Annotated in this window: 15 protein-coding genes; 2 read left to right on the top strand and 13 right to left on the bottom strand. The window is 32.9% G+C overall.

Features of this window, described 5'->3' with window-relative positions; all coding sequences use genetic code 11:
* Positions 1-3: 3 nt before the first annotated feature.
* The 3 genes from smpB to secG are packed head-to-tail and all read right to left on the bottom strand — an operon-like array spanning position 4 to position 2,841.
* On the bottom strand, positions 4-450 hold the full coding sequence (smpB, locus tag E0D87_RS06515; RefSeq protein ID WP_004834190.1) for an SsrA-binding protein SmpB: 447 nt from the start codon (positions 448-450) through the stop codon (positions 4-6).
* Positions 434-2,554 carry a ribonuclease R gene (rnr, locus tag E0D87_RS06510; protein WP_130819820.1) on the bottom strand — a complete coding sequence of 707 codons (2,121 nt, stop codon included), beginning with the start codon at positions 2,552-2,554 and terminating at the stop codon, positions 434-436. Before rnr ends, smpB begins: the two co-directional genes overlap by 17 nt.
* Positions 2,555-2,613: 59 nt before the next feature.
* A complete protein-coding gene (secG, locus tag E0D87_RS06505) occupies positions 2,614-2,841 on the bottom strand; it encodes a preprotein translocase subunit SecG (protein ID WP_004834463.1) in 228 nt (75 codons plus the stop codon).
* Between the two features lie 184 nt (positions 2,842-3,025).
* On the opposite strand from secG, the gene E0D87_RS06500 reads away from it, so the two are divergent.
* A complete protein-coding gene (locus E0D87_RS06500; RefSeq protein ID WP_130819819.1) occupies positions 3,026-3,565 on the top strand; it encodes a helix-turn-helix domain-containing protein in 540 nt (179 codons plus the stop codon).
* Positions 3,478-4,422, top strand: coding sequence for an IS3 family transposase (locus tag E0D87_RS06495; protein ID WP_130819818.1), 945 nt, complete (start codon positions 3,478-3,480; stop codon positions 4,420-4,422). The genes E0D87_RS06500 and E0D87_RS06495 overlap by 88 nt, the downstream gene beginning before the upstream one ends.
* A gap of 55 nt (positions 4,423-4,477) precedes the next feature.
* On the opposite strand, the gene E0D87_RS06490 is transcribed toward E0D87_RS06495, so the two are convergent.
* The 10 genes from E0D87_RS06490 to eno all read right to left on the bottom strand — a co-directional run bounded on the left by E0D87_RS06490 (position 4,478) and on the right by eno (position 19,845).
* On the bottom strand, positions 4,478-5,158 hold the full coding sequence (locus E0D87_RS06490; RefSeq protein ID WP_130819817.1) for a phosphoribosylaminoimidazolesuccinocarboxamide synthase: 681 nt from the start codon (positions 5,156-5,158) through the stop codon (positions 4,478-4,480).
* A gap of 11 nt (positions 5,159-5,169) precedes the next feature.
* A complete protein-coding gene (gene purM / locus E0D87_RS06485) occupies positions 5,170-6,189 on the bottom strand; it encodes a phosphoribosylformylglycinamidine cyclo-ligase (RefSeq protein ID WP_130819816.1) in 1,020 nt (339 codons plus the stop codon).
* Positions 6,189-6,665, bottom strand: a complete 477-nt coding sequence (purE, locus tag E0D87_RS06480; RefSeq protein WP_130819815.1) for a 5-(carboxyamino)imidazole ribonucleotide mutase — start codon at positions 6,663-6,665, stop codon at positions 6,189-6,191. Before purE ends, purM begins: the two co-directional genes overlap by 1 nt.
* An 8-nt stretch (positions 6,666-6,673) precedes the next feature.
* Positions 6,674-8,125 carry an IMP dehydrogenase gene (gene guaB / locus E0D87_RS06475; protein ID WP_130819814.1) on the bottom strand — a complete coding sequence of 484 codons (1,452 nt, stop codon included), beginning with the start codon at positions 8,123-8,125 and terminating at the stop codon, positions 6,674-6,676.
* Complete coding sequence (locus E0D87_RS06470) at positions 8,122-13,017, bottom strand: phosphoribosylformylglycinamidine synthase (protein WP_130819813.1); 4,896 nt, start codon at positions 13,015-13,017, stop codon at positions 8,122-8,124. The genes guaB and E0D87_RS06470 overlap by 4 nt, the downstream gene beginning before the upstream one ends.
* A gap of 12 nt (positions 13,018-13,029) precedes the next feature.
* Entirely contained in the window at positions 13,030-14,535 is a 1,506-nt protein-coding gene (gene purH / locus E0D87_RS06465) for a bifunctional phosphoribosylaminoimidazolecarboxamide formyltransferase/IMP cyclohydrolase (RefSeq protein WP_130819812.1), read from the bottom strand.
* Positions 14,532-15,077, bottom strand: a complete 546-nt coding sequence (gene purN / locus E0D87_RS06460; RefSeq protein WP_130819811.1) for a phosphoribosylglycinamide formyltransferase — start codon at positions 15,075-15,077, stop codon at positions 14,532-14,534. Before purN ends, purH begins: the two co-directional genes overlap by 4 nt.
* Entirely contained in the window at positions 15,074-16,417 is a 1,344-nt protein-coding gene (purF, locus tag E0D87_RS06455; protein WP_130819810.1) for an amidophosphoribosyltransferase, read from the bottom strand. The genes purN and purF overlap by 4 nt, the downstream gene beginning before the upstream one ends.
* Before the next feature lie 314 nt (positions 16,418-16,731).
* On the bottom strand, positions 16,732-18,387 hold the full coding sequence (locus E0D87_RS06450) for a formate--tetrahydrofolate ligase (protein ID WP_130819809.1): 1,656 nt from the start codon (positions 18,385-18,387) through the stop codon (positions 16,732-16,734).
* 162 nt (positions 18,388-18,549) lie between these two features.
* On the bottom strand, positions 18,550-19,845 hold the full coding sequence (eno, locus tag E0D87_RS06445; RefSeq protein WP_004834359.1) for a phosphopyruvate hydratase: 1,296 nt from the start codon (positions 19,843-19,845) through the stop codon (positions 18,550-18,552).

The raw sequence follows: 19,845 nt of genomic DNA, 5'->3' as shown, positions 1-19,845 counted from the left end.
TCCTTATCTATAATTTTTAAGTGCTCTATCTATTTTTCTCTTGTCATCTTTAGCTTTGATAGACTCTCTCTTATCAAACTGTTTCTTACCTTTTGCAAGAGCAAGCTCTAGCTTAACTAATCCATCTCTTTCATAAATCTTAAGTGGAACTATAGTAAATCCAGCTTGTGTTTTTTGACCTATTAGCTTATTTATCTCTTTTTTATGAAGGAGAAGTCTCCTTGTTCTCGTTGGATCAATATCTTTTTCGTAGGCTTGTTCATACGGTGTTACATGCATACCATATATAAACATCTCTCCATTTCTATCAGAAATAAAAGATTCCTTTATTGATACTTTCCCTTTTTTTATAGATTTTACTTCGCTACCTAAAAGAGATAAACCTGCTTCATATTTTTCTTCTATAAAATAATCATGGTAGGCCTTTTTATTATTAGCTAATAATTTCATCATCTACCTCCATATCAAAATCTATATTTCTTTGATACATATCTACATCTCTTACTCTAATTTTAACTCTATCTCCTATAGAATAAAACCTCTTGGTATCAGCATTAAATGCCTTCATAGTTTCTTCTATATAATCATACCTGTCTTCAGAAAATTTATACATAAATAATCCTTCTACAGTGTTTTCTAACTCGATAAACATACCAAAATCAGTGATTGAAGAAATATTACCGTAAAAATCATCTCCGACAAATCTTCTCATATATTTACATTTGAAAAGATCTTCTACATCTCTTTCGCACTCTTCGCTTCTTCTTTCTGTCATAGACAAGTGCTCTGCATTTTTAGATAAACTTTTTTCTAGACTTGCTTGGTTTAATTTTGCAATCTTGTTATGAATATATTTTTTCAGAAGTCTGTGGACAATAAGATCTGGATACCTTCTGATGGGTGATGTAAAGTGAGTGTAGAAATTTGTAGACAAGCCAAAATGTATATCCCTAGTCTCAGAATATTTTGCCTTTTGCATAGTTCTAAGCATCAAAAGATTTATTACTTTTTCTATATCTTTTCCTTCTACATCTTCTAGTATTTGTTGGAAGTCTTTAGGATGAAGCTCACTACCCTTTATATTTAATCCTACAGCCTGAAGATCTTTTTTAAATGACTCTAATTTCTCTTCGCTTGGCTTTTCGTGAATTCTATATATAAACGGAAAATCCATATAGGCAAATAAACTAGCTACACATTCATTTGCACAAAGCATAAATTCTTCTATCATCTTATTTCCAGATCCTCTCTCAAGATTAGAAATATTTAAGACTTTGCCATCATCTGTAACATCTATTTGGCTTTCTGAAAAGTTAAAATCAATGGATCCACGTTTTTTTCTCATATTGCTTAATATTTCTCTAAGTTTGTCAAAGTCTCTTAGTTTTTCTTTTAATAATTCATCTTCATAAATATTATCATCATTATCATCTAAAAAATTATTTACATCATCATATACAAGCCTATAATCTGAGTTAATAACCGCTTCATAAAAGTCATTTGCTATAACTTTTCCCTTGGGATTTACTGTCATTTTTAAGCTCAGGCTAAGCCTATCTTCGTTTGGGTTAAGTGAGCAAATTCCGTTAGAAAGCTTTTCTGGAAGCATTGATATTACAACATTAAATAAATAAGTAGAATTTCCTCTCTCGTAGGCATCATCATCTATTGCGCTGCCCTTTTTTACATAGTGAGCAACATCTGCTATATGAACATAAAGATCGTAATTTTCTCCATTTTTTTCTATGGAAATGGCATCGTCAAAATCTTTTGAATCTCTACCATCAATTGTTACTGTAAACAAATCTCTTAGATCTTTTCTGCCATTTAATTCAATACTTGATACGGAGTCATCAATATATAAGGTCTCCTTCTTTGTTTCTTTAGAAAACTCATATGGAAGATTGTGAGCTCTGATTAATGATAAAACATCTATATTCTTATCACCTTTGCTACCAATTATTTCAGTAATCCTACCTTCAGGTTTACCTTTTTTAGGATAATTTATAATCTCAACTGCAACCTTGTCTTTGTCTTTCGCCTTCTTGGAGAACTTATCTTCGATATAGATATCATCGCCAAAGGATTTATCATCAGCTATAACAAAACCAAAACCTTTGTTTTTTTGGTAGGTTCCTATTACTTCTTCATTAGCTCTTTCGATTATATTAGTTACCCTACCTTCGGCATTTTTTCCTTCTGCTTTTTCTCTGATGATTTCTATTTTTACCCTATCGTTGTTATGGGCGTTGTTAAGATTATCCTTTTTAATAAAAACATCTGAAAAATCTTCATTGTCAGATATGAAAAATCCATATCCTCCTTGGGCAATAGAAATTTTGCCTGTTAGAGATAGTTCTTCCTCAGTCAAAGGCATTATTCTTTTTTTATTTGATATCCTTATTTTATTTTCTTTTTCTAAATCTTTTAGTATATCTTCAACCGCTTTTCTTGTGTATTTATCAACTTTTAGATAAGAAAACAGTTCTTTCTTACTCATTGGAATATAATCACTGTCATATACCAAGTTAAGTATTAATTCTTTTAAATTCATTGAAACTCCTATTGTCTATAATAAAAAAGAGGCTAAGCTATTATATAGCTTACCCCTTCCTAGTTAATTGCTACCATTATTATACTTCCTAAAAATAGAAGTATACCACCTGCAATAGCAACCTTATCTAACATTTCGTTTTTTGATCTGTGAGCGCTTCTACCGAATACGTTAGTTTGTGTTCCTGATAGAGCTCCTAGACCTTCAGTTTTAGGATCTTGTAGTGTTACTGCTGTTATGATAACTATTGATGCAATAACTAGTACAATCGCTAAGAAATTTACCATATAGACACCTCCGATTCATACCCTGTTATAATACCACAAAACCCCTGATATTTCAATTTTTTCTTATTATTTTAATAAATTAAAGTTTTTAAATTATTAATATTTATTGATAAAAAACATAAACAAAAAGACTCCCAAATGTGCTGGACCCCAAAATCCGGAATACGGATGGAGGGGTTTTTTCATGTCAAAATACACAAAAGAATTTAAAATTAAATTAGTATTAGAATACTTATCAGGAGAGTATGGTGGCCATAAAATGGTTGCCAAAAAATATAATATTCCCAATTCAACACTTGAAAGTTGGATAGTAAAATATCGATCAGGAGGGTTTGATAACTTATCTAAGAATCTAAACAATAATAAATACACTAGTGAATTTAAACTATCTGTAATACAATATAGACAAATCAATAATACTTCGCTTAGAGAAACCGCCGAGCACTTCAATCTTTCTAATGGATCTATGGTATATAGGTGGGAGAAAGCTTATCAACAGCGTGGTTTATCTGGGCTAGAAGATAATAGAGGAAGGCCAAAGAAAGATATGTCTAAATCAGATAAGAAACCTAAGAAAGAAAAACCAATAAAAGAGTCTGAAAGAGAAGAGTTAATTAGACTTAGAGAAGAAAATAAATATTTAAAGATGCAAATACTATTCGAAAAAAAGTATCAAGCCTTGCTACTGGAAGAAGAGGCAGAAGCAAGGAAAAAACAAAGATAATACTTAATCTTCTTAAAGAACATGCTGAAACAAAAGCAAGTGAATGGATAAAAGTAGCTAAACTACCTAAATCCTCATACTATGAATGGAAGATAAAATTAGAAAATCCAATAGACAAAGACAAGAAGATTAGAGAAAAAATCAAGTCAATTGTTAAAGCAACTAAGGGAAGATATGGATACAGAAGAGTTTGTAAAGCTTTAAGAAACAAAAGTTTAATAGTAAATCATAAAAGAGTATTAAGAATAATGAGACAAGAAGGACTTCTATGTGCTAAATTTAAAACGAGATCAAGAAAATACTCATCATACAAGGGACAGGTAGGTAAAGTAGCTCCTAATCTAGTAAATCGTAACTTTAAAGCTAAAAAACCTAATAAGCTATGGTTAACAGATGTAACAGAATTTAGAATCAAAGGAAATGAGAAAAGACTTTACCTATCACCAATACTAGATGTATACAATAGCGAGATAATTAGTTATACACTAAGTCACCGTCCGACAATTAAACTAACAAATACAATGCTAGAAGAAGCAACTAAAAGAATAGAAGAAAGTGATGATCTAGTAATACACTCAGACCAGGGATTCCATTACCAACATAGTTCATGGTCAAGTAGACTTAGCAAACTAAACATAACACAAAGTATGTCAAGAAAAGGCAATTGTCTAGACAATTCACCAATGGAGAACTTCTTTGGTATACTCAAACAAGAAATGTACTATGGTGTAGAATTTAAGAATTATGAAGAGTTAAGAAAAGAAATAGAATCATATATCAAATGGTACAACGAAGACAGGATTAAAGCAAAATTAAACGGAATGTCACCTATTGATTACAGATTACATTCCGCTTAAAATATTATTAAGTTATTCCGTGTTTACGGGTTCAGCTCAAAACGGGAGTCTGATATTATCCTAACATTATTTTTTCTAGTTCTAGAGGTTCTATATATTTATCGCCTTTGTAGGCTCTCATATTTCCACCAGAAATTTCATCTATTAAAGCTACTTTTCCATCTTCTATTCTACCAAATTCAAATTTGATATCGTATAAGTCAAGATCTTTTTTAGCAAGTTCTTCTCTTACAATCTCACCTATGTTTAGGGCGAGCTCTTTTAGTTCTTCGTATTCATCTTCTGTCATGATTTTTAGTAAAGCTAGTGCATCTTTAGTTATTAGTGGATCTTCTCTTTCATCATCTTTTAATGTAATTTCTACATAAGGATCAATTTTTGTACCATTTTCTATATATTTACCGTATCTTCTGATAAATGATCCTACAGCGTAATATCTAACTATAACTTCAACACCTTGACCAAAAACTTCTGCTTTTTTAACAATAGCTTCGTTTTTATCAAGATCTGCAGATATAAAGTGAGTTGTAAGACCTTTTTCATTTAGTTTTTCATAGAAGAATTTTGTCATTGCTACTGCTTGGTGACCTGCTCCTTCCATAGTAAGACCTACTGAATTTGCGCCTGGATCGAATACACCATCATTTCCTGTTACATCATCTTTAAACTTTAGTAAATATTCTTCATCATTTAGTTTGTAAACGTCTTTTGTTTTTCCTGTGTATACTTTTTCCATATTAATTCTCCTTATAAATTAATTTTAATACTTTTATTTCCTTTAGTTACTTGTCCAACAACTTCTGCTTTACCTTTTAGGATTTCCAAAGATTTATCACAATCCTTAGGATCTACAAAGATTACCATACCAACCCCCATATTGAAGGTGTTATACATTTCATCAGTGTCGATATTGCCCCACTTTTGAATATTTTCGAATATAGGGTCTAGCTTTAGATTTGATAGGTTAAATTCAACTGATAGATCATCCTTTAATACTCTTGGTACATTTTCATAAAGACCACCACCAGTTATATGAGATATTGCTTTTACTTCTATATTGTTTATTAAATCTTCTATCTCTTTGGCGTATATTTTGGTAGGAGTAAGAAGTTTTTCTCCTATTGTAATATTTTCATCAAACTTATCAGTAAGTGATACGCCGGCCTGATCCATACTAGCTCTTACAAGAGAAAATCCATTGCTATGGACTCCTGAAGAATAAAGACCAATTGCGATATCTCCTTCTTTTAAATCTTTTCCGTCAATTATTTTATCTTTATCTACAAGACCTACTGCAAAGCCTGCCAAATCATAATCATCTTCCTTGTATATGCCTGGCATTTCAGCAGTTTCTCCACCTATCAGAGCTGCACTTGCAATTTTACACCCATCAGCTACACCTTTAACTAGTTCTGCCATTTTTCTAGGATCTAATTTTCCTGTAGCTATATAATCTAAGAAAAATAGAGGTTTTCCTCCTTGGCACAAAATATCATTTACACACATTGCAACACAATCTATACCAACTGTATCGTGTTTATCCATTTCCATGGCAAGTTTTATCTTCGTACCGACACCATCAGTCCCACTTAAAAGAACTGGATTAGAAATTCCTGAAAGATTTGGGGCAAAAGCCCCAGCAAATCCTCCAATGTCAGCTAACACTTCCTTGCCATGAGTTGATTTTACAATTTTTTTGATTAATTCTACTTCATCGTAGCCTTTGTTTTTGTCAACACCAGCATCTTTGTAAGTTAATTTAGCCATTAAATCTCACCGATACCCTTATCATCTTCCAAAACTTTTTCTAGCATTTCTTTTTTATGGTTCTTTAATTTTTCAGATAATTTTTCATCTCCCAAAGCTAGTATTTGAATTGCAAGAAGGGCTGCATTATTTCCACCATTTATAGCTACAGTTGCAACTGGAACGCCCTTTGGCATTTGTACCATTGATAACAAAGCATCAAGTCCTGCTGTGTTTGTTCCACCTACAGGTATTCCAATAACAGGTTTTATAGTCATTCCTGCCATAACACCTGCCAAGTGAGCTGCCATACCTGCAATACCAATATAAACCTTGGCATCGTCTTTTCCCATAGTTTCTTCTAGTACATTCAAAGCTCTATGGGCAGATATGACAGAAACCTCATAAGAAATATCAAAATCTTTTAATATTGAAGTAACCTTCTTTGCAATTTCAATGTCTGATGCTGAACCCATTATTACTCTTACGTCTGTCATTTTTCCTCCTAGTTTTTAGAATAGTTTGGTGATTCTCTTGTAATAGTTATATTGTGTGGATGGTTTTCTATAAGTGATGCGGAAGTAATTTTTACAAATTTAGCCTTATCATATAGTTCATCCAAATCTTTGCTTCCAACATATCCCATACCGGATTTTAATCCACCAAGAAGTTGATATACAACCTCTCCAACTGGTCCCTTGTAAGCGACTCTTCCTTCGACTCCTTCAGGTACATATTTTTTAGTATTTGTTTGGAAATACCTATCTCCTGATCCATCTTTCATAGCAGCAAGAGATCCCATACCACGGTATTCTTTGTATTGTCTACCTTCAAAAACAATTGTTTCTCCTGGTGATTCCTCTGTACCTGCAAATAATGAACCTGCCATTATTACCTTTGCTCCACAAGCTAGGGCTTTGGTGATATCTCCAGAATTATTAATACCACCATCAGCAATTACTGGAATATCGTATTTATTAGCCTCATTTACACAATCAATAATTGCAGTTATTTGAGGAACACCGATACCAGTTACAACTCTTGTTGTACAGATTGAACCAGGACCAATACCAACTTTTACTGCATCTACTCCAGCTTCTATTAGATCATGAGTTGCATCTGCTGTGGCTACATTTCCTGCAATCAAGTCAAGGTCAGGATATTTTTCTTTAATCTTCTTAATAGCCTTTAGTACATTTTTAGAATGGCCGTGAGCAGTATCTAGGGTAATAACATCTACGTTTGCCTTCACCAAAGCATCTACCCTTTCCATCATATCATTTGTAATTCCAACTGCTGCACCAACTACAAGTCTATTATTCTTATCTCTAGCTGATTTAGGATATTGTTTTGATTTTTCTATATCCTTAATAGTGATTAGTCCTTTTAGCTTGTAATCATCATCAACTATAGGAAGCTTTTCAATCTTTGCTTCTTCCATTAGTTTGATTGCCTCTTTCATCTTGATTCCTTCATAACCAACTACTAAGTTTTCTTTAGTCATGATAGAATCAATTTGAACTGTAGGATCTTCTTCAAACCTTACATCTCTGTTAGTAAGAATTCCCTTCAAGTACATTTCTTTATCTACAATTGGAACACCAGATATTCTGTAGTTTGCCATAATATCTAGCGCATCTTGTAAAATATTATCTGGGTGAAGGTAAAAAGGATCAGTTATAACTCCATGTTCTGATCTTTTAACTACATCAACTTGTCTTGCTTGTTCAGCTATTGGCATGTTTTTATGGATTATTCCAATACCGCCTTGTCTTGCCATAGCTATTGCCATTTGTGATTCTGTTACAGTATCCATTCCTGCTGACATCATTGGAATATTTAGTTTTATGTTCTTTGTTAAGTAAGTAGTTGTATCTACCTCATTTGGTAGAACTTCTGATGGTCCTGGTACTAAAAGTACATCGTCAAATGTTAATCCCTCTCCTAAAAATTTCATTCAGCATCCTTTCTAAAATAATTCACTGCATTTTCAAATATTTTTTCTCTATCTACATCATAAACATTCTTGAACAAGTCGTCATCAATTCTTTCAGCATGGCCCATTCTTCCAAGAATCTTTCCATCTTTGGATATAATTCCCTCTATGTTGTAATTAGAACCATTTAAAGATGTTTCATAAACTGAGAATATCTGATCATTGTCGAGAAGTTCTTCTAACTTTTCTTCGTTTACTATAAATCTTCCCTCTCCATGGGATACTGGAATCCTATATGTTCTATCTAAATCAACTCCTACTGTCCAAGGACTGTTGTCTGTAAGGGTCTTTGTATTTACAAAAGTTGCTATGTGACGACTAGATGTATTAAAGGTTAAGGTTGGGTCGTCATCCTTTGGTATAGTAATCTTTCCATAAGGTAAAAGTCCAGTTTTAACTAAAGCTTGGAATCCATTACAAATACCTATCATAAGACCATCATTTTCATATAGTAGATGGTCAATTGCCTTAGCTATCTTTTCATTTCTTAAAATATTAGCTAAAAACTTAGCAGATCCATCTGGTTCATCTCCTAGGGAGAATCCTCCAGGAATCATAAATATTTGTGAATTTAGTAGTGCTTTTTCCAACTTATCAATAGAATTCTTGATATCTTCTTGACTTTCATTTTTAAAAACCAATATCTCGGTTTCACCTCCGGCTTTCTTGAAGGCTTTCGCGCTGTCTATCTCACAATTAGTTCCAGGAGCTGCTAGTATTAGAACTCTTGGATTTTCAGTAGGTTTATCAGATTTAAGCTTCCTTTCTACTTTTTTAGGACTTAAACAAGTGTATTCTATCTCTTCATAAGGTTTAAATATCTCGTCTAATCCGTGTACATAAGAATCTTCAAGCTCTTTTACATCTAAACTTACGCCATTAACTGTTATTCCTTCGCTAAATTCACCGATATTTTCTATAAAGTCTCTATCACTTTTGTATTCAACAACGAAAGATCCAAACATAGGATTGTATAAGTTATCGCAATTTATACTAAAACCTGTATTTCCAACAGCTTGCTCGTAAATATCTACCAATAGTCCTTTTCGTGTGAGGGAAATAGCTGAAATTATATTACCTTTCCTAATATCATCAGTTATTCTATTGTAATTTTCCTTTAGCTTTTCTAAGTCTAGACTTCCATCTTCCTGATAAGGAGTTTTAACTAAACCTATTTTTCCTTCACCTTTAAGGTCATTAGATATAATATGTTCAACATCTTCAGTTGTTACTGCAAAAGATATAAGGGTTGGTGGAACTTTTATATTTTCAAATGTTCCGCTCATACTATCCTTACCACCAATTGGAGCTGTTTCAAAGAATGATGATACTTCAAAAGCTCCCAATAATGATTTAAAAGGCTTAGACCAAGCTTTTTCATCATCCATAGATTCATAGAATTCTTGGAAAGACAATCTTATTTTATCTAAATCAGATCCTGACGCTACAAGCTTTGATATAGACTCAACTACAGCATAATAGCCACCCAGATATTGACTCTCAGAAGATAAGTTTGGATCAAAACCATAGCTCATTAGTGATACAGTTTTTGAGATTCCTTCATCAACTGGAATTCTTGCTGCCATTACTTGGGCTGGATTTAGGAGTTTCTTTCCTCCTAAAGGATTTAGCACAGTATTTCTTCCAATAGATGGATCAAACATTTCTATGAGGTTTTTCTTGCTTAAATTAGGAAGTTTTTTGATCTTTTTATAGAATTTGTTTGGATCATTATCCTTATCAGTTAGAATTGTTGGAGTTTTCTCACTTACATAAGTTAGCTTAGCAAATCTTTCGGCACCATCAGTATTTATGAAGTCATAAGAAAGTTTTCCTACGATATTATCTTCATAATAAATTGTCATTGTCTTATTATCAGTCACAGTTGCGACATGAGTTGCTTCTAGATTTTCTTCTGATGCATAGGATAAGAATTCATCAAGGTCATTTTTATCAATTACTACAGCCATTCTCTCTTGAGATTCTGAAATAGCTATTTCAAATGGTTTTAGCCCCTCATATTTTAGAGGAACTCTATCAAGGTAAATATCAACCCCATCTGAAAGTTCTCCTATAGCAACTGATACTCCACCAGCTCCAAAGTCGTTACATTTTTTAATTAGTTTTGCTACTTCTGCTCTTCTAAATAGTCTTTGGATTTTTCTTTCTTCTGGAGCATTTCCTTTTTGAACTTGAGCTGATTCTGTTTTTATTGAACTAATCTTATGAGATTTAGATGAACCTGTTGCTCCACCTATTCCATCACGACCAGTTCTTCCACCAAGTAAAATTATCAAATCTCCAGCCACAGGATCTAGCCTTTTGACATTTTCTACAGGAGCAGCTGCCATAACCGCACCACATTCCATTCTCTTAGCTGTATAACCTGGATGGTAAAATTCATCTACCAAACCTGTGGCAAGCCCTATTTGGTTACCATAGGAAGAATAACCAAGTGCTGCCTCTTTTGTGATTTTTGATTGGGGTAACTTACCAACAAGTGTTTTTTCATAAGCTTGTTTTATATCACCTGCGCCACTTAATCTCATAGCTTGATAAACATAAGCTCTACCAGAAAGTGGATCTCTAATAGCTCCACCTAAACAAGTAGATGCTCCACCAAATGGTTCAATTTCTGTAGGATGGTTGTGAGTTTCATTTTTAAACATCAACAAATAATCTTCTGTAGTTTCTTTGCCATCTTTAAGCACTCTAACTTTAGTGTATACAGAACACGCATTTATTTCATTGCTTACTTCAAGGTCATCAAAATTGTTATTTGCTCTCATATACTTTGCAAGTATTGTACCAAAACTCATGAGGTTGATTGGTTTTGTAATGTTTAACTCTTCTCTCATCTTTAGATACTTATCAAAAGATTTTTGTATTGCCTCATCTAAGAGTGTATTTGCCTTGATATCAATATCTAAGAATGTATTAAAAGTTGTGTGCCTACAATGGTCGGACCAGTAAGTATCTAAGATTTTTATTTCAGTTTCATTAGGATTTCTATTTTCTTCTTTAAAATAGTCTCTCACAAGTTTTATATCATCAAGACTCATAGCCATGGAATGATCATTTAAAAATTTAATTAGTTCATCTTCGTTATAATCTACGAATCCATCGTAAACAATATTTTCTAAGTTTTTTTGATGATTAACATTTAGTGTAGTTGGAATTCCAAGAAGGCTAACCCTGTGTGAATCTACTGGATTTATTATGAATTTTTCTATTTTTTCTAAATCATCTTGGCTTACATTTTCTAGTTCATATACAGTAGCAGCTCTAACTTTAAAGTTTTCATCATCAATAACTAAGGAAGAAGCATCAATTACACCTTGCTCTCTTTGGTTAAACTGCCCTGGCAAATACTCGCTTACGATAGTAGTTGTAAAATTTCCTTGAAGATTAATCGCATCTTCAAAAGCGTAAGCTTCATCTACAGGTGCTTCGGCTAAAACAGTGTATAGTAATTTTTTAACATTTTCATCTTTAGTTTCAAGATCATATCTTTTATATATTTTGAGGTCTTCTAAATCAATTCCCAAAGAATTTTTGATGTTTTGCTTTAGATTTTTTGATTCAAAATCAAATTCATCCTTTTTCTTGACATAAACTCTCTTAACAGTTGGACCAATATCTGTTCTGTAGTATTTTCCTTCAAAGTTTATTTTATCTGCATCTTCATAAACACTTTTAATAACTTCATCAAAAGAAATTCCTGTAGAAACAATATTTAAAACTCTTCCAGAGATTGTTAAAATTTTCTCGTTTTCTTTCTTAGTTCCAGCATGATAGATAGTAGATTTAATATTTGGTTCAAATTCTATCTCTTTATTTATCTCATAAGAGTTTGGATAACCACTTGATGTAAGTACTAAACAAGCAGATTTCTTGTCGTTTATTTTAAGTTTAACATCAGAAAGCTTGCCATTAGACGTTTTTTCTAGTAATTCTAAAAGGTCATTGTCAATTAATTCTAAGACTACTTGCGTTTCAGGATCTCCAAATCTAACATTAAATTCTAAAACGTAGATTCCACTTTCATTTATCATAAATCCTATAAATAAAACACCCCTATAGTCGATATTTTCTTTATTAAAGCCATCTATGATTTTTGGAAGAACTTCTTTTACAATTTCATCTTTGAAAACTTCAGCCTCAACATTTGGAGCGTAAGTTCCCATTCCACCAGTATTTGGTCCTTCTTCTTTATCAAATATTTTCTTATGGTCTTTGCTTGTTGGTAATGAAATTATAGTTTTTGAATCTGTAAGAAGTAGCATACTCATTTCAAATCCACTAACAAATTCTTCAATTACAATAAATTTATCTTTTGAAAATATCTCTTCTATTTTTAACTTTAATTCATCTTCGTCGTTTATTATGAAAACTCCCTTACCTGCTGCAAGACCGTCTCTTTTTAAAACTACCTTTCCGTTTTTATCTAGTAAGTTTCTAGCATAAACTATAGCTTCTTTTTTATCTTCAGTTTTAAGATATGAAGCAGTTTTTATACCATACTTATTTAAAAATTCTTTGGTGTAGGATTTACTAGATTCAAACTTAGATGCTTTTTGATTAACTCCAAAGATTTTAAGTTCGTTTCTTTCAAACCTATCTACTATTCCTAAACAAAGAGGATCTTCTGGACCAACTATTGTATAATCTATCGAATTATTTTTAGCAAAATCTACGAGGCTATCAATATCATTAGCAGCAATGTCTATATTTTCTCCAATTTCGCTAGTTCCAGCATTACCTGGTGCGAAAAATATTTTTCTATTATCTGCACAGATTTTCTTTCCTAAGGCGTGTTCACGCCCTCCTGATCCTATAATTAATATATTCATAAATTCCTATCCTTAATGTTTAAAGTGACGAGATTTACTAAATACCATGCTCATGTCATATTCATTGCACTTATCAATTGAGTCTTGATCTTTAATTGATCCGCCTGGCTGAATTATAGCGTCAATCCCCATCTCATGAGCAATTTCAACAGTGTCAGGGAATGGGAAAAAGGCATCTGATCCAAGGATAGCACCAGTAAAGTCTCTATCTTTGAAATGATCTTTGATTGACTCTAGTGCCCATACTCTTGATTGTTGACCAGCACCGCAGCCTAGTGTTTTCATATCTTTTACTACAACGATAGCATTTGATTTCACGTATTTTACTACCTTTTGAGCAAATAACATATCTTTTATTTGATCGTCAGTAGGTTTTTTGTTAGTAACTACATTAACCTCGTCTTCTCCATTGTCTTTGTCTTGGATTAGAACTTTACCATTTAAGTATTTTACTTCTTCTGTAACAAGCTCATTAGAGTAGTCAACCTTAACAAGTCTTACATTTTTCTTTTTAGTTAAAATATCTAAAGCTTCGTCAGTAAAATCACTCGCAGCTATAATTTCAAGGAATATTTCGTGCATTTTCTCAGCAGCTTTTTTATCTACTACTCCGTTTACAGCAACTATTCCTCCAAAGATTGATTGGCTATCGCATTCAAAGGCTTTCATATAAGAATCATAAACATTCTCTCCTACTGCTACTCCACAAGGAGATTGATGTTTTAAGGCAACAACTGCATTTTCTCCCAATTCTTCTGCAAGCTCTATTGCTGGATTTAGGTCGTTGAAGTTATTATAACTCATTTCCTTGCCGTGAATAACTTCTATATTTTCCATTAGACCTTTAACAAATGGATCATTGTATAAAGCTGCCTTTTGCCCTGGGTTTTCTCCATATCTGAGATCTGATTCTTTCTCGAAACCATATGTTTTATAGGTTGAATCTTCACCAGTAAGTTTTGAAAAATATCTAGCTATAACTGAGTCATAGAAGGCTGTTAAATTGTAAGCTTTCATTGCCAATTTTTGTCTGTAAGCGAGATCTATATTATCATTTTTTAGCCTATCAATAAGTTCATCATAATCTTTAGGATCTGTAACTATAAGGACATCTTTGTGATTTTTCGCAGCTGATCTAACCATTGATGGACCACCGATATCTATGTTTTCAATGATATCATCTGGATCTCCCTTTTCGAGAGCTTTTTGAAATTCATATAGATTAACAACTACAATATCAATTGGTTTTATGTTTAATTCATTTATTGTATTTACATGCTTTTCATTATCTCTCTTATAGAGTATTCCTCCATGGACATATGGAGATAGAGTTTTAACTCTTCCTTCAAGTATTTCAGGAAAGTTTGTAATCTTATCAATTTCTGTTACATCTATACCATTTTCCTTGATTTTTTTATACGTTCCTCCAGTTGATACTAGTTCAACACCCAAGGAATTAAGGTTTTTAGCAAGTTCTACAATCCCTGTCTTGTCAGTTACTGATAATAAAGCTCTCAATTTTCTTCCTCCATTTTCTTTATAACTTCTTTTAAACTTTTATGTTCTATCTTAAGAATCTTATCTGCTATCTCTTGAGCACTTTTACAAGTACTTATGTCGACTTCTTTTTGAATAATTATATCTCCGTCATCCAAATTCTCATTTACATGATGAATAGTTACACCACTAATAGTTTCTTTATTTTCAAAAACTGCTTCGTGAACGTGAATTCCGTAATATCCCTTTCCACCGTACTTTGGTAGTAGAGAAGGATGTATGTTAATTATTTCATATGAATTTATTAGCTTCTTACTAATCTTAGGTAGGTATCCTGCGAGAACTATCAAATCTATATCGTATTTTTTAAGTTCACCCAATATTTCGTCATCATCTTTACTTACTATGTAGTTTATATTATTGTCTTTTGCAAAATCTAAGCCTTTGGCATTTTTATTAGATACGACCAATTTTATTTGGCTATCAAAGAATTTTTCTTTTTGTGCATCTATTAATGCCTTGAGGTTGGTGCCAGTCCCCGAAATAAATACAGCTAAATTCATACCTTCTCCTTTATTACTGGATAGTCACCAGTAAAACAAGCCTTACAGAAATTATCTGGATTTCCTGTAAGTCTTAAAATATTATCTAAAGACAGAAATTCCAAGCTATCAGCTCCTATTTGATCTCTTATTTCTTCTACAGATAATTTAGATGCTATGAGCTTATCCCTATCGGGAGTATCAACTCCATAGTAGCAAGGATATACAAAAGGTGGAGATGTAACCCTAAAGTGAACTTCAGTTGCTCCAGCATTCCTTATTCTTTTGATAAGCTTTGCACTAGTAGTTCCTCTAACTATAGAATCATCAACCAAGACTATTCTCTTTCCTTCTAGGACAGATTTTTGAGGATTTAGCTTCAACCTAACAGAAAGTTCTCTTTCTTTTTGGCTAGATTTTATAAAGGTCCTTCCCATATATCTATTCTTTACAAGTCCCGCTGCAAAAGGAATACCAGATCTTTGGGCAAAGCCTATAGCTGAGGGTGTACCAGAATCAGGTACCGGACAAATTAGATCAGCATCTATAGGTGCCTGATCATAGAGTAGTTCACCACTTCTTCTCCTAAACATGTAGGCATTTATATCTTCAATGTTTGCATCAGGTCTTGCTGTATATACATATTCAAAAATACAATGTTTACAATTTACTTTTTCTTCTGCAGGATAAGATTTTATTCCATCTTTATCTACTACTACAATTTCACCAGCTTTGACATCTCTATAATTATCAATATCTAGGATTTCTATTGAGCAATTCTCACTAGCTATGACAGTATTTTCATCATCGTATCCTATAGATAACGGTCTTATGCCGTGATAATCTCGAAATCCAACTATTTTATCTGGTAAACACAAGACACAAGAATATGCCCCTTTTATATCCTCCATTGCCCTTCTTATAGCTTTAACAATATCGCCCTCAAAATATCTAGTTATCAATAATAAAATCAACTCACTATCGGTATGAGTATGAAAGGCCATCCCCATTTCTTCTTCTTTTTCTTTTAAACTATAATAGTTAACCAAATTTCCATCATGGGCGATAGAAAACTCGTTTCCCTTAGCAAAACTTACCAAAGGTTCCACATTATAATCTCTATTAGCTCCTTCAGGTGAACTTCGTACATGCCCTATGGCAAACTCACCTGAACAATCTTTTAGATTATCGTCATCAAAGATTTCATTTACAAGACCGAGTCCCTTTATCCTAGTTAAGCTGTGTCCATCTGAGAGAATAATGCCAGCAGCATCTTGACCCCTGTGTTGGATAGAGCTTAGTGCATAAAATAACTTTTTAGCCTTGTTATTTTTTGATTTGATCGCTACTAAACCACTCATATTTTAAATTATTTACCCTTTCCTCTAACTAAATTTCCATAGAAAAAGAGAGTCCAAAATTGGACTCTCTTTAAGCGCACAGAAAATTATTACAATTAAAAATCTAAGCTTCTTGATAAAGGCAAAGATAGAGTATGAAATACATGAAAAAATGTATTCAAAATTAGACTTCTTTTTAAATAAAAAATTGTTTGTCATAATACCCTCCATCTATCCCTAAATTTTTAATATAAGTATATTATAAATAATTTTCAAAAAATTGCAAGTCTTTGTAATAAATTTTTCAAATTTTTACAAAAATCATAGTTCACTAACTAGAATAAGCCAACTATCTCATTATTCTCGTCAAGGTCTATTTGATAGGCGTTTGCTTTCTTTGGAAGGCCTGGCATAGTTAGAATATCTCCAGTATATGCTACCAAGAATCCAGCACCTGCATTTACTCTAGTATCCCTAATTGTTATTTCATAATTTTTGTCATTGATATTAATATTTGGATCATCAGAAAGTGAATATGGTGTCTTTGCAATACAGATTGGTAGGTTTTTGTAGCCAAGATCTTCTAATCTTTTAATTTCCTTATCAGCTTTTTTAGTGTAAACTACACCACTTGCCCTATATATTTCTTTTGAAATTGTTTCTATTTTTTCTTTGATAGAATTATCCAAGTCATATAAAAACTTAAATTCATTTTCATTTTCGCATATCTCTACAAGGCTTTTGGCAAGTTCTACTCCACCTTCTCCACCATCTGTAAATACAGTAGTTTCCACGGCCTTTACTCCCATTTTATCTGTTAATTCTTTTAATAATGCAATTTCCTTATCAGTATCGCTAGCAAATTTATTGATAGCAACTAAAATATTATTTCCAAATTTTCTCATATTTTCAATATGAATTTCTAGATTTCTAAATCCTTTTTCCAAATAATCTAGATTTTCTTCGCCAATATTTTCAAGATCCATACCAGCATGATATTTCAATGATCTAATAGAGGTTACAATAACGCTTGCATTCGGTTTAAGTCCACCCAGCCTACATTTGATATCATTAAACTTCTCAGCTCCTAAATCCGCTCCGAATCCTGCTTCTGTTACAACATATTCACATAGTCCAAGTCCTGTTTTTGTAGCAAGAAGGGAATTACAACCGTGAGCAATATTTGCAAAAGGTCCACCGTGGATAATAGCTGGTGTATGTTCTGTAGTTTGGACAAGGTTTGGTTTTAATGCCTCTTTCATAACTACAGCTACAGATCCAGTTGCTCTGATATCATCAACTGTTACAGGATTGTTGTCGTAATCAAAGGCAACTATCATCTTCGCTACTCTATTTTTAAAATCTTCTATACTTGTAGCAAGACATAAAACAGCCATCATCTCTGTTGCAACAGTTATGTCAAATTTATCCTCGCGGGTTACACCATCCGTTCTATTTCCAAGACCAATAATGATGTTTCTTAGTGCTCTATCGTTTAAATCAACACATCTTCTCCATACAATTCTTTTTGGATCAATATTTTTTTCATTTCCTTGATAAATATGATTATCTAAAATTGCAGCAACTAAGTTAACAGCAGAAGTTATAGCATGGAAGTCCCCCGTAAAGTGAAGGTTAATCTCATCCATAGGTAGTACCTGACTGTAACCGCCACCTGCAGCTCCTCCCTTTCTACCAAAGGATGGTCCCATGGAAGGTTCTCTTAGAACTGATATTGCACTTTTTCCAATCCTATTTAGAGCCATAGATAAGCCAATGTTTAGAGTTGTCTTTCCCTCACCACTTGGAGTAGGGTTTGTAGCTGTAACTAGAATCAACTTTGAATCTTCTTTCATATTTTTAGAATATTCTAAGTCAATCTTAGCCTTATAATTTCCAATTTTTTCATAGTTAGTTAGCCCTAACTCTTGGCAGATATCATCTATATCTTTAAGCTCAATTTCCTTTGCTATTTCTATATCTGTCTTCATGTTTACACTTCCTTTCAAATACAAACTTATCTTCTAAGCCTATGCTTATGTATAACAACTATCACAATGAATATACCATCAATTTATTTATTTTTAAGTATGGTATAATTAGTTTAATAAATAACAAAAAAGACAGCCCTTAAAGGCCGCCTTTTAATTCTATTATTTATTTATATTGTAGAATGCTTTAATTCCTTTGAATTTAGCATCATCACCAAGTTCATCTTCAATTCTTAGAAGTTGGTTGTATTTAGCAACTCTATCTGTTCTTGATGGTGCACCTGTTTTGATTTGTCCAGCATTAACAGCTACAACTAAATCAGAGATTGTTACGTCTTCTGTTTCACCAGATCTATGAGAAACAACAGCAGTATATCCTGCTTCTTTAGCCATTTCAATAGCATTTAGAGTTTCTGTTAGTGAACCGATTTGGTTAACTTTGATAAGGATTGAGTTAGCAACACCTTCGCTAATTCCTTTTTCAAGTTTTTTAGTGTTTGTTACAAATAGGTCATCACCTACAAGTTGAACTTTCTTGCCAAGTCTTTCTGTAAGTTTCGCCCAACCTTCCCAGTCATTTTCATCTAGTCCGTCTTCGATAGATATGATTGGGTATTTACCAACTAATTCTTCTAGCCAGTCAATCATTTCATCTTCTGTTTTAACAGTTCCTTCACCTTCAAGATGATATTTACCATCTTCCTTGTTGTAGAACTCACTTGATGCGCAGTCCATTGCTATATAAACATCTTTTCCAGGTTCATAACCTGCAGCTTTGATAGCTTCACAGATGATTTCTAGTGCTTCTTCGTTAGATTTAAGGTTAGGAGCAAATCCACCTTCATCACCTACAGCTGTGTTGTATCCTTTGCTAGATAGTACTGATTTTAGGCTGTGGAATACTTCCGCACCTATTTGTAGAGCGTGAGCAAAGCTTTCTGCTCCAAGTGGGAAAATCATAAATTCTTGGATATCAACTGAGTTATCAGCATGTTCTCCACCATTTAAAATGTTCATCATTGGTGTTGGTAATAGTTTTGCATTTGTTCCACCGATGTAGTTATATAAAGGAACTCCAAGTTCATTTGCTGCTGCTTTTGCAACTGCAAGAGAAACACCTAGTATTGCATTGGCACCAAGTTTACCCTTGTTTTCTGTTCCATCAAGTTCGATCATAGCATTGTCTACTCCGATTTGATCTGTAACATCATAAGTAAATTCAAGTTCTTCTGCAATAATTTCATTTACATTTTCAACAGCTTTAAGAACTGATTTTCCTAAGAAATAGTTCTTGTCACCATCTCTAAGTTCTACAGCTTCCCATTCACCTGTTGACGCACCTGATGGTACACTTGCTCTACCAAAGCCACCGTCTTCTGTATAAACTTCAACTTCTACTGTTGGATTTCCTCTTGAATCAAGAATTTGTCTTGCATATACATCTGTTATTAAACTCAT

This window comes from Anaerococcus vaginimassiliensis, assembly GCF_900626155.1.
In the GTDB taxonomy this organism is placed as follows: Bacteria; Bacillota; Clostridia; order Tissierellales; family Peptoniphilaceae; genus Anaerococcus; species Anaerococcus vaginimassiliensis.
Note: the sequence above shows the minus strand (reverse complement) of the source record. Positions and strands in the feature narration are given on the sequence as shown.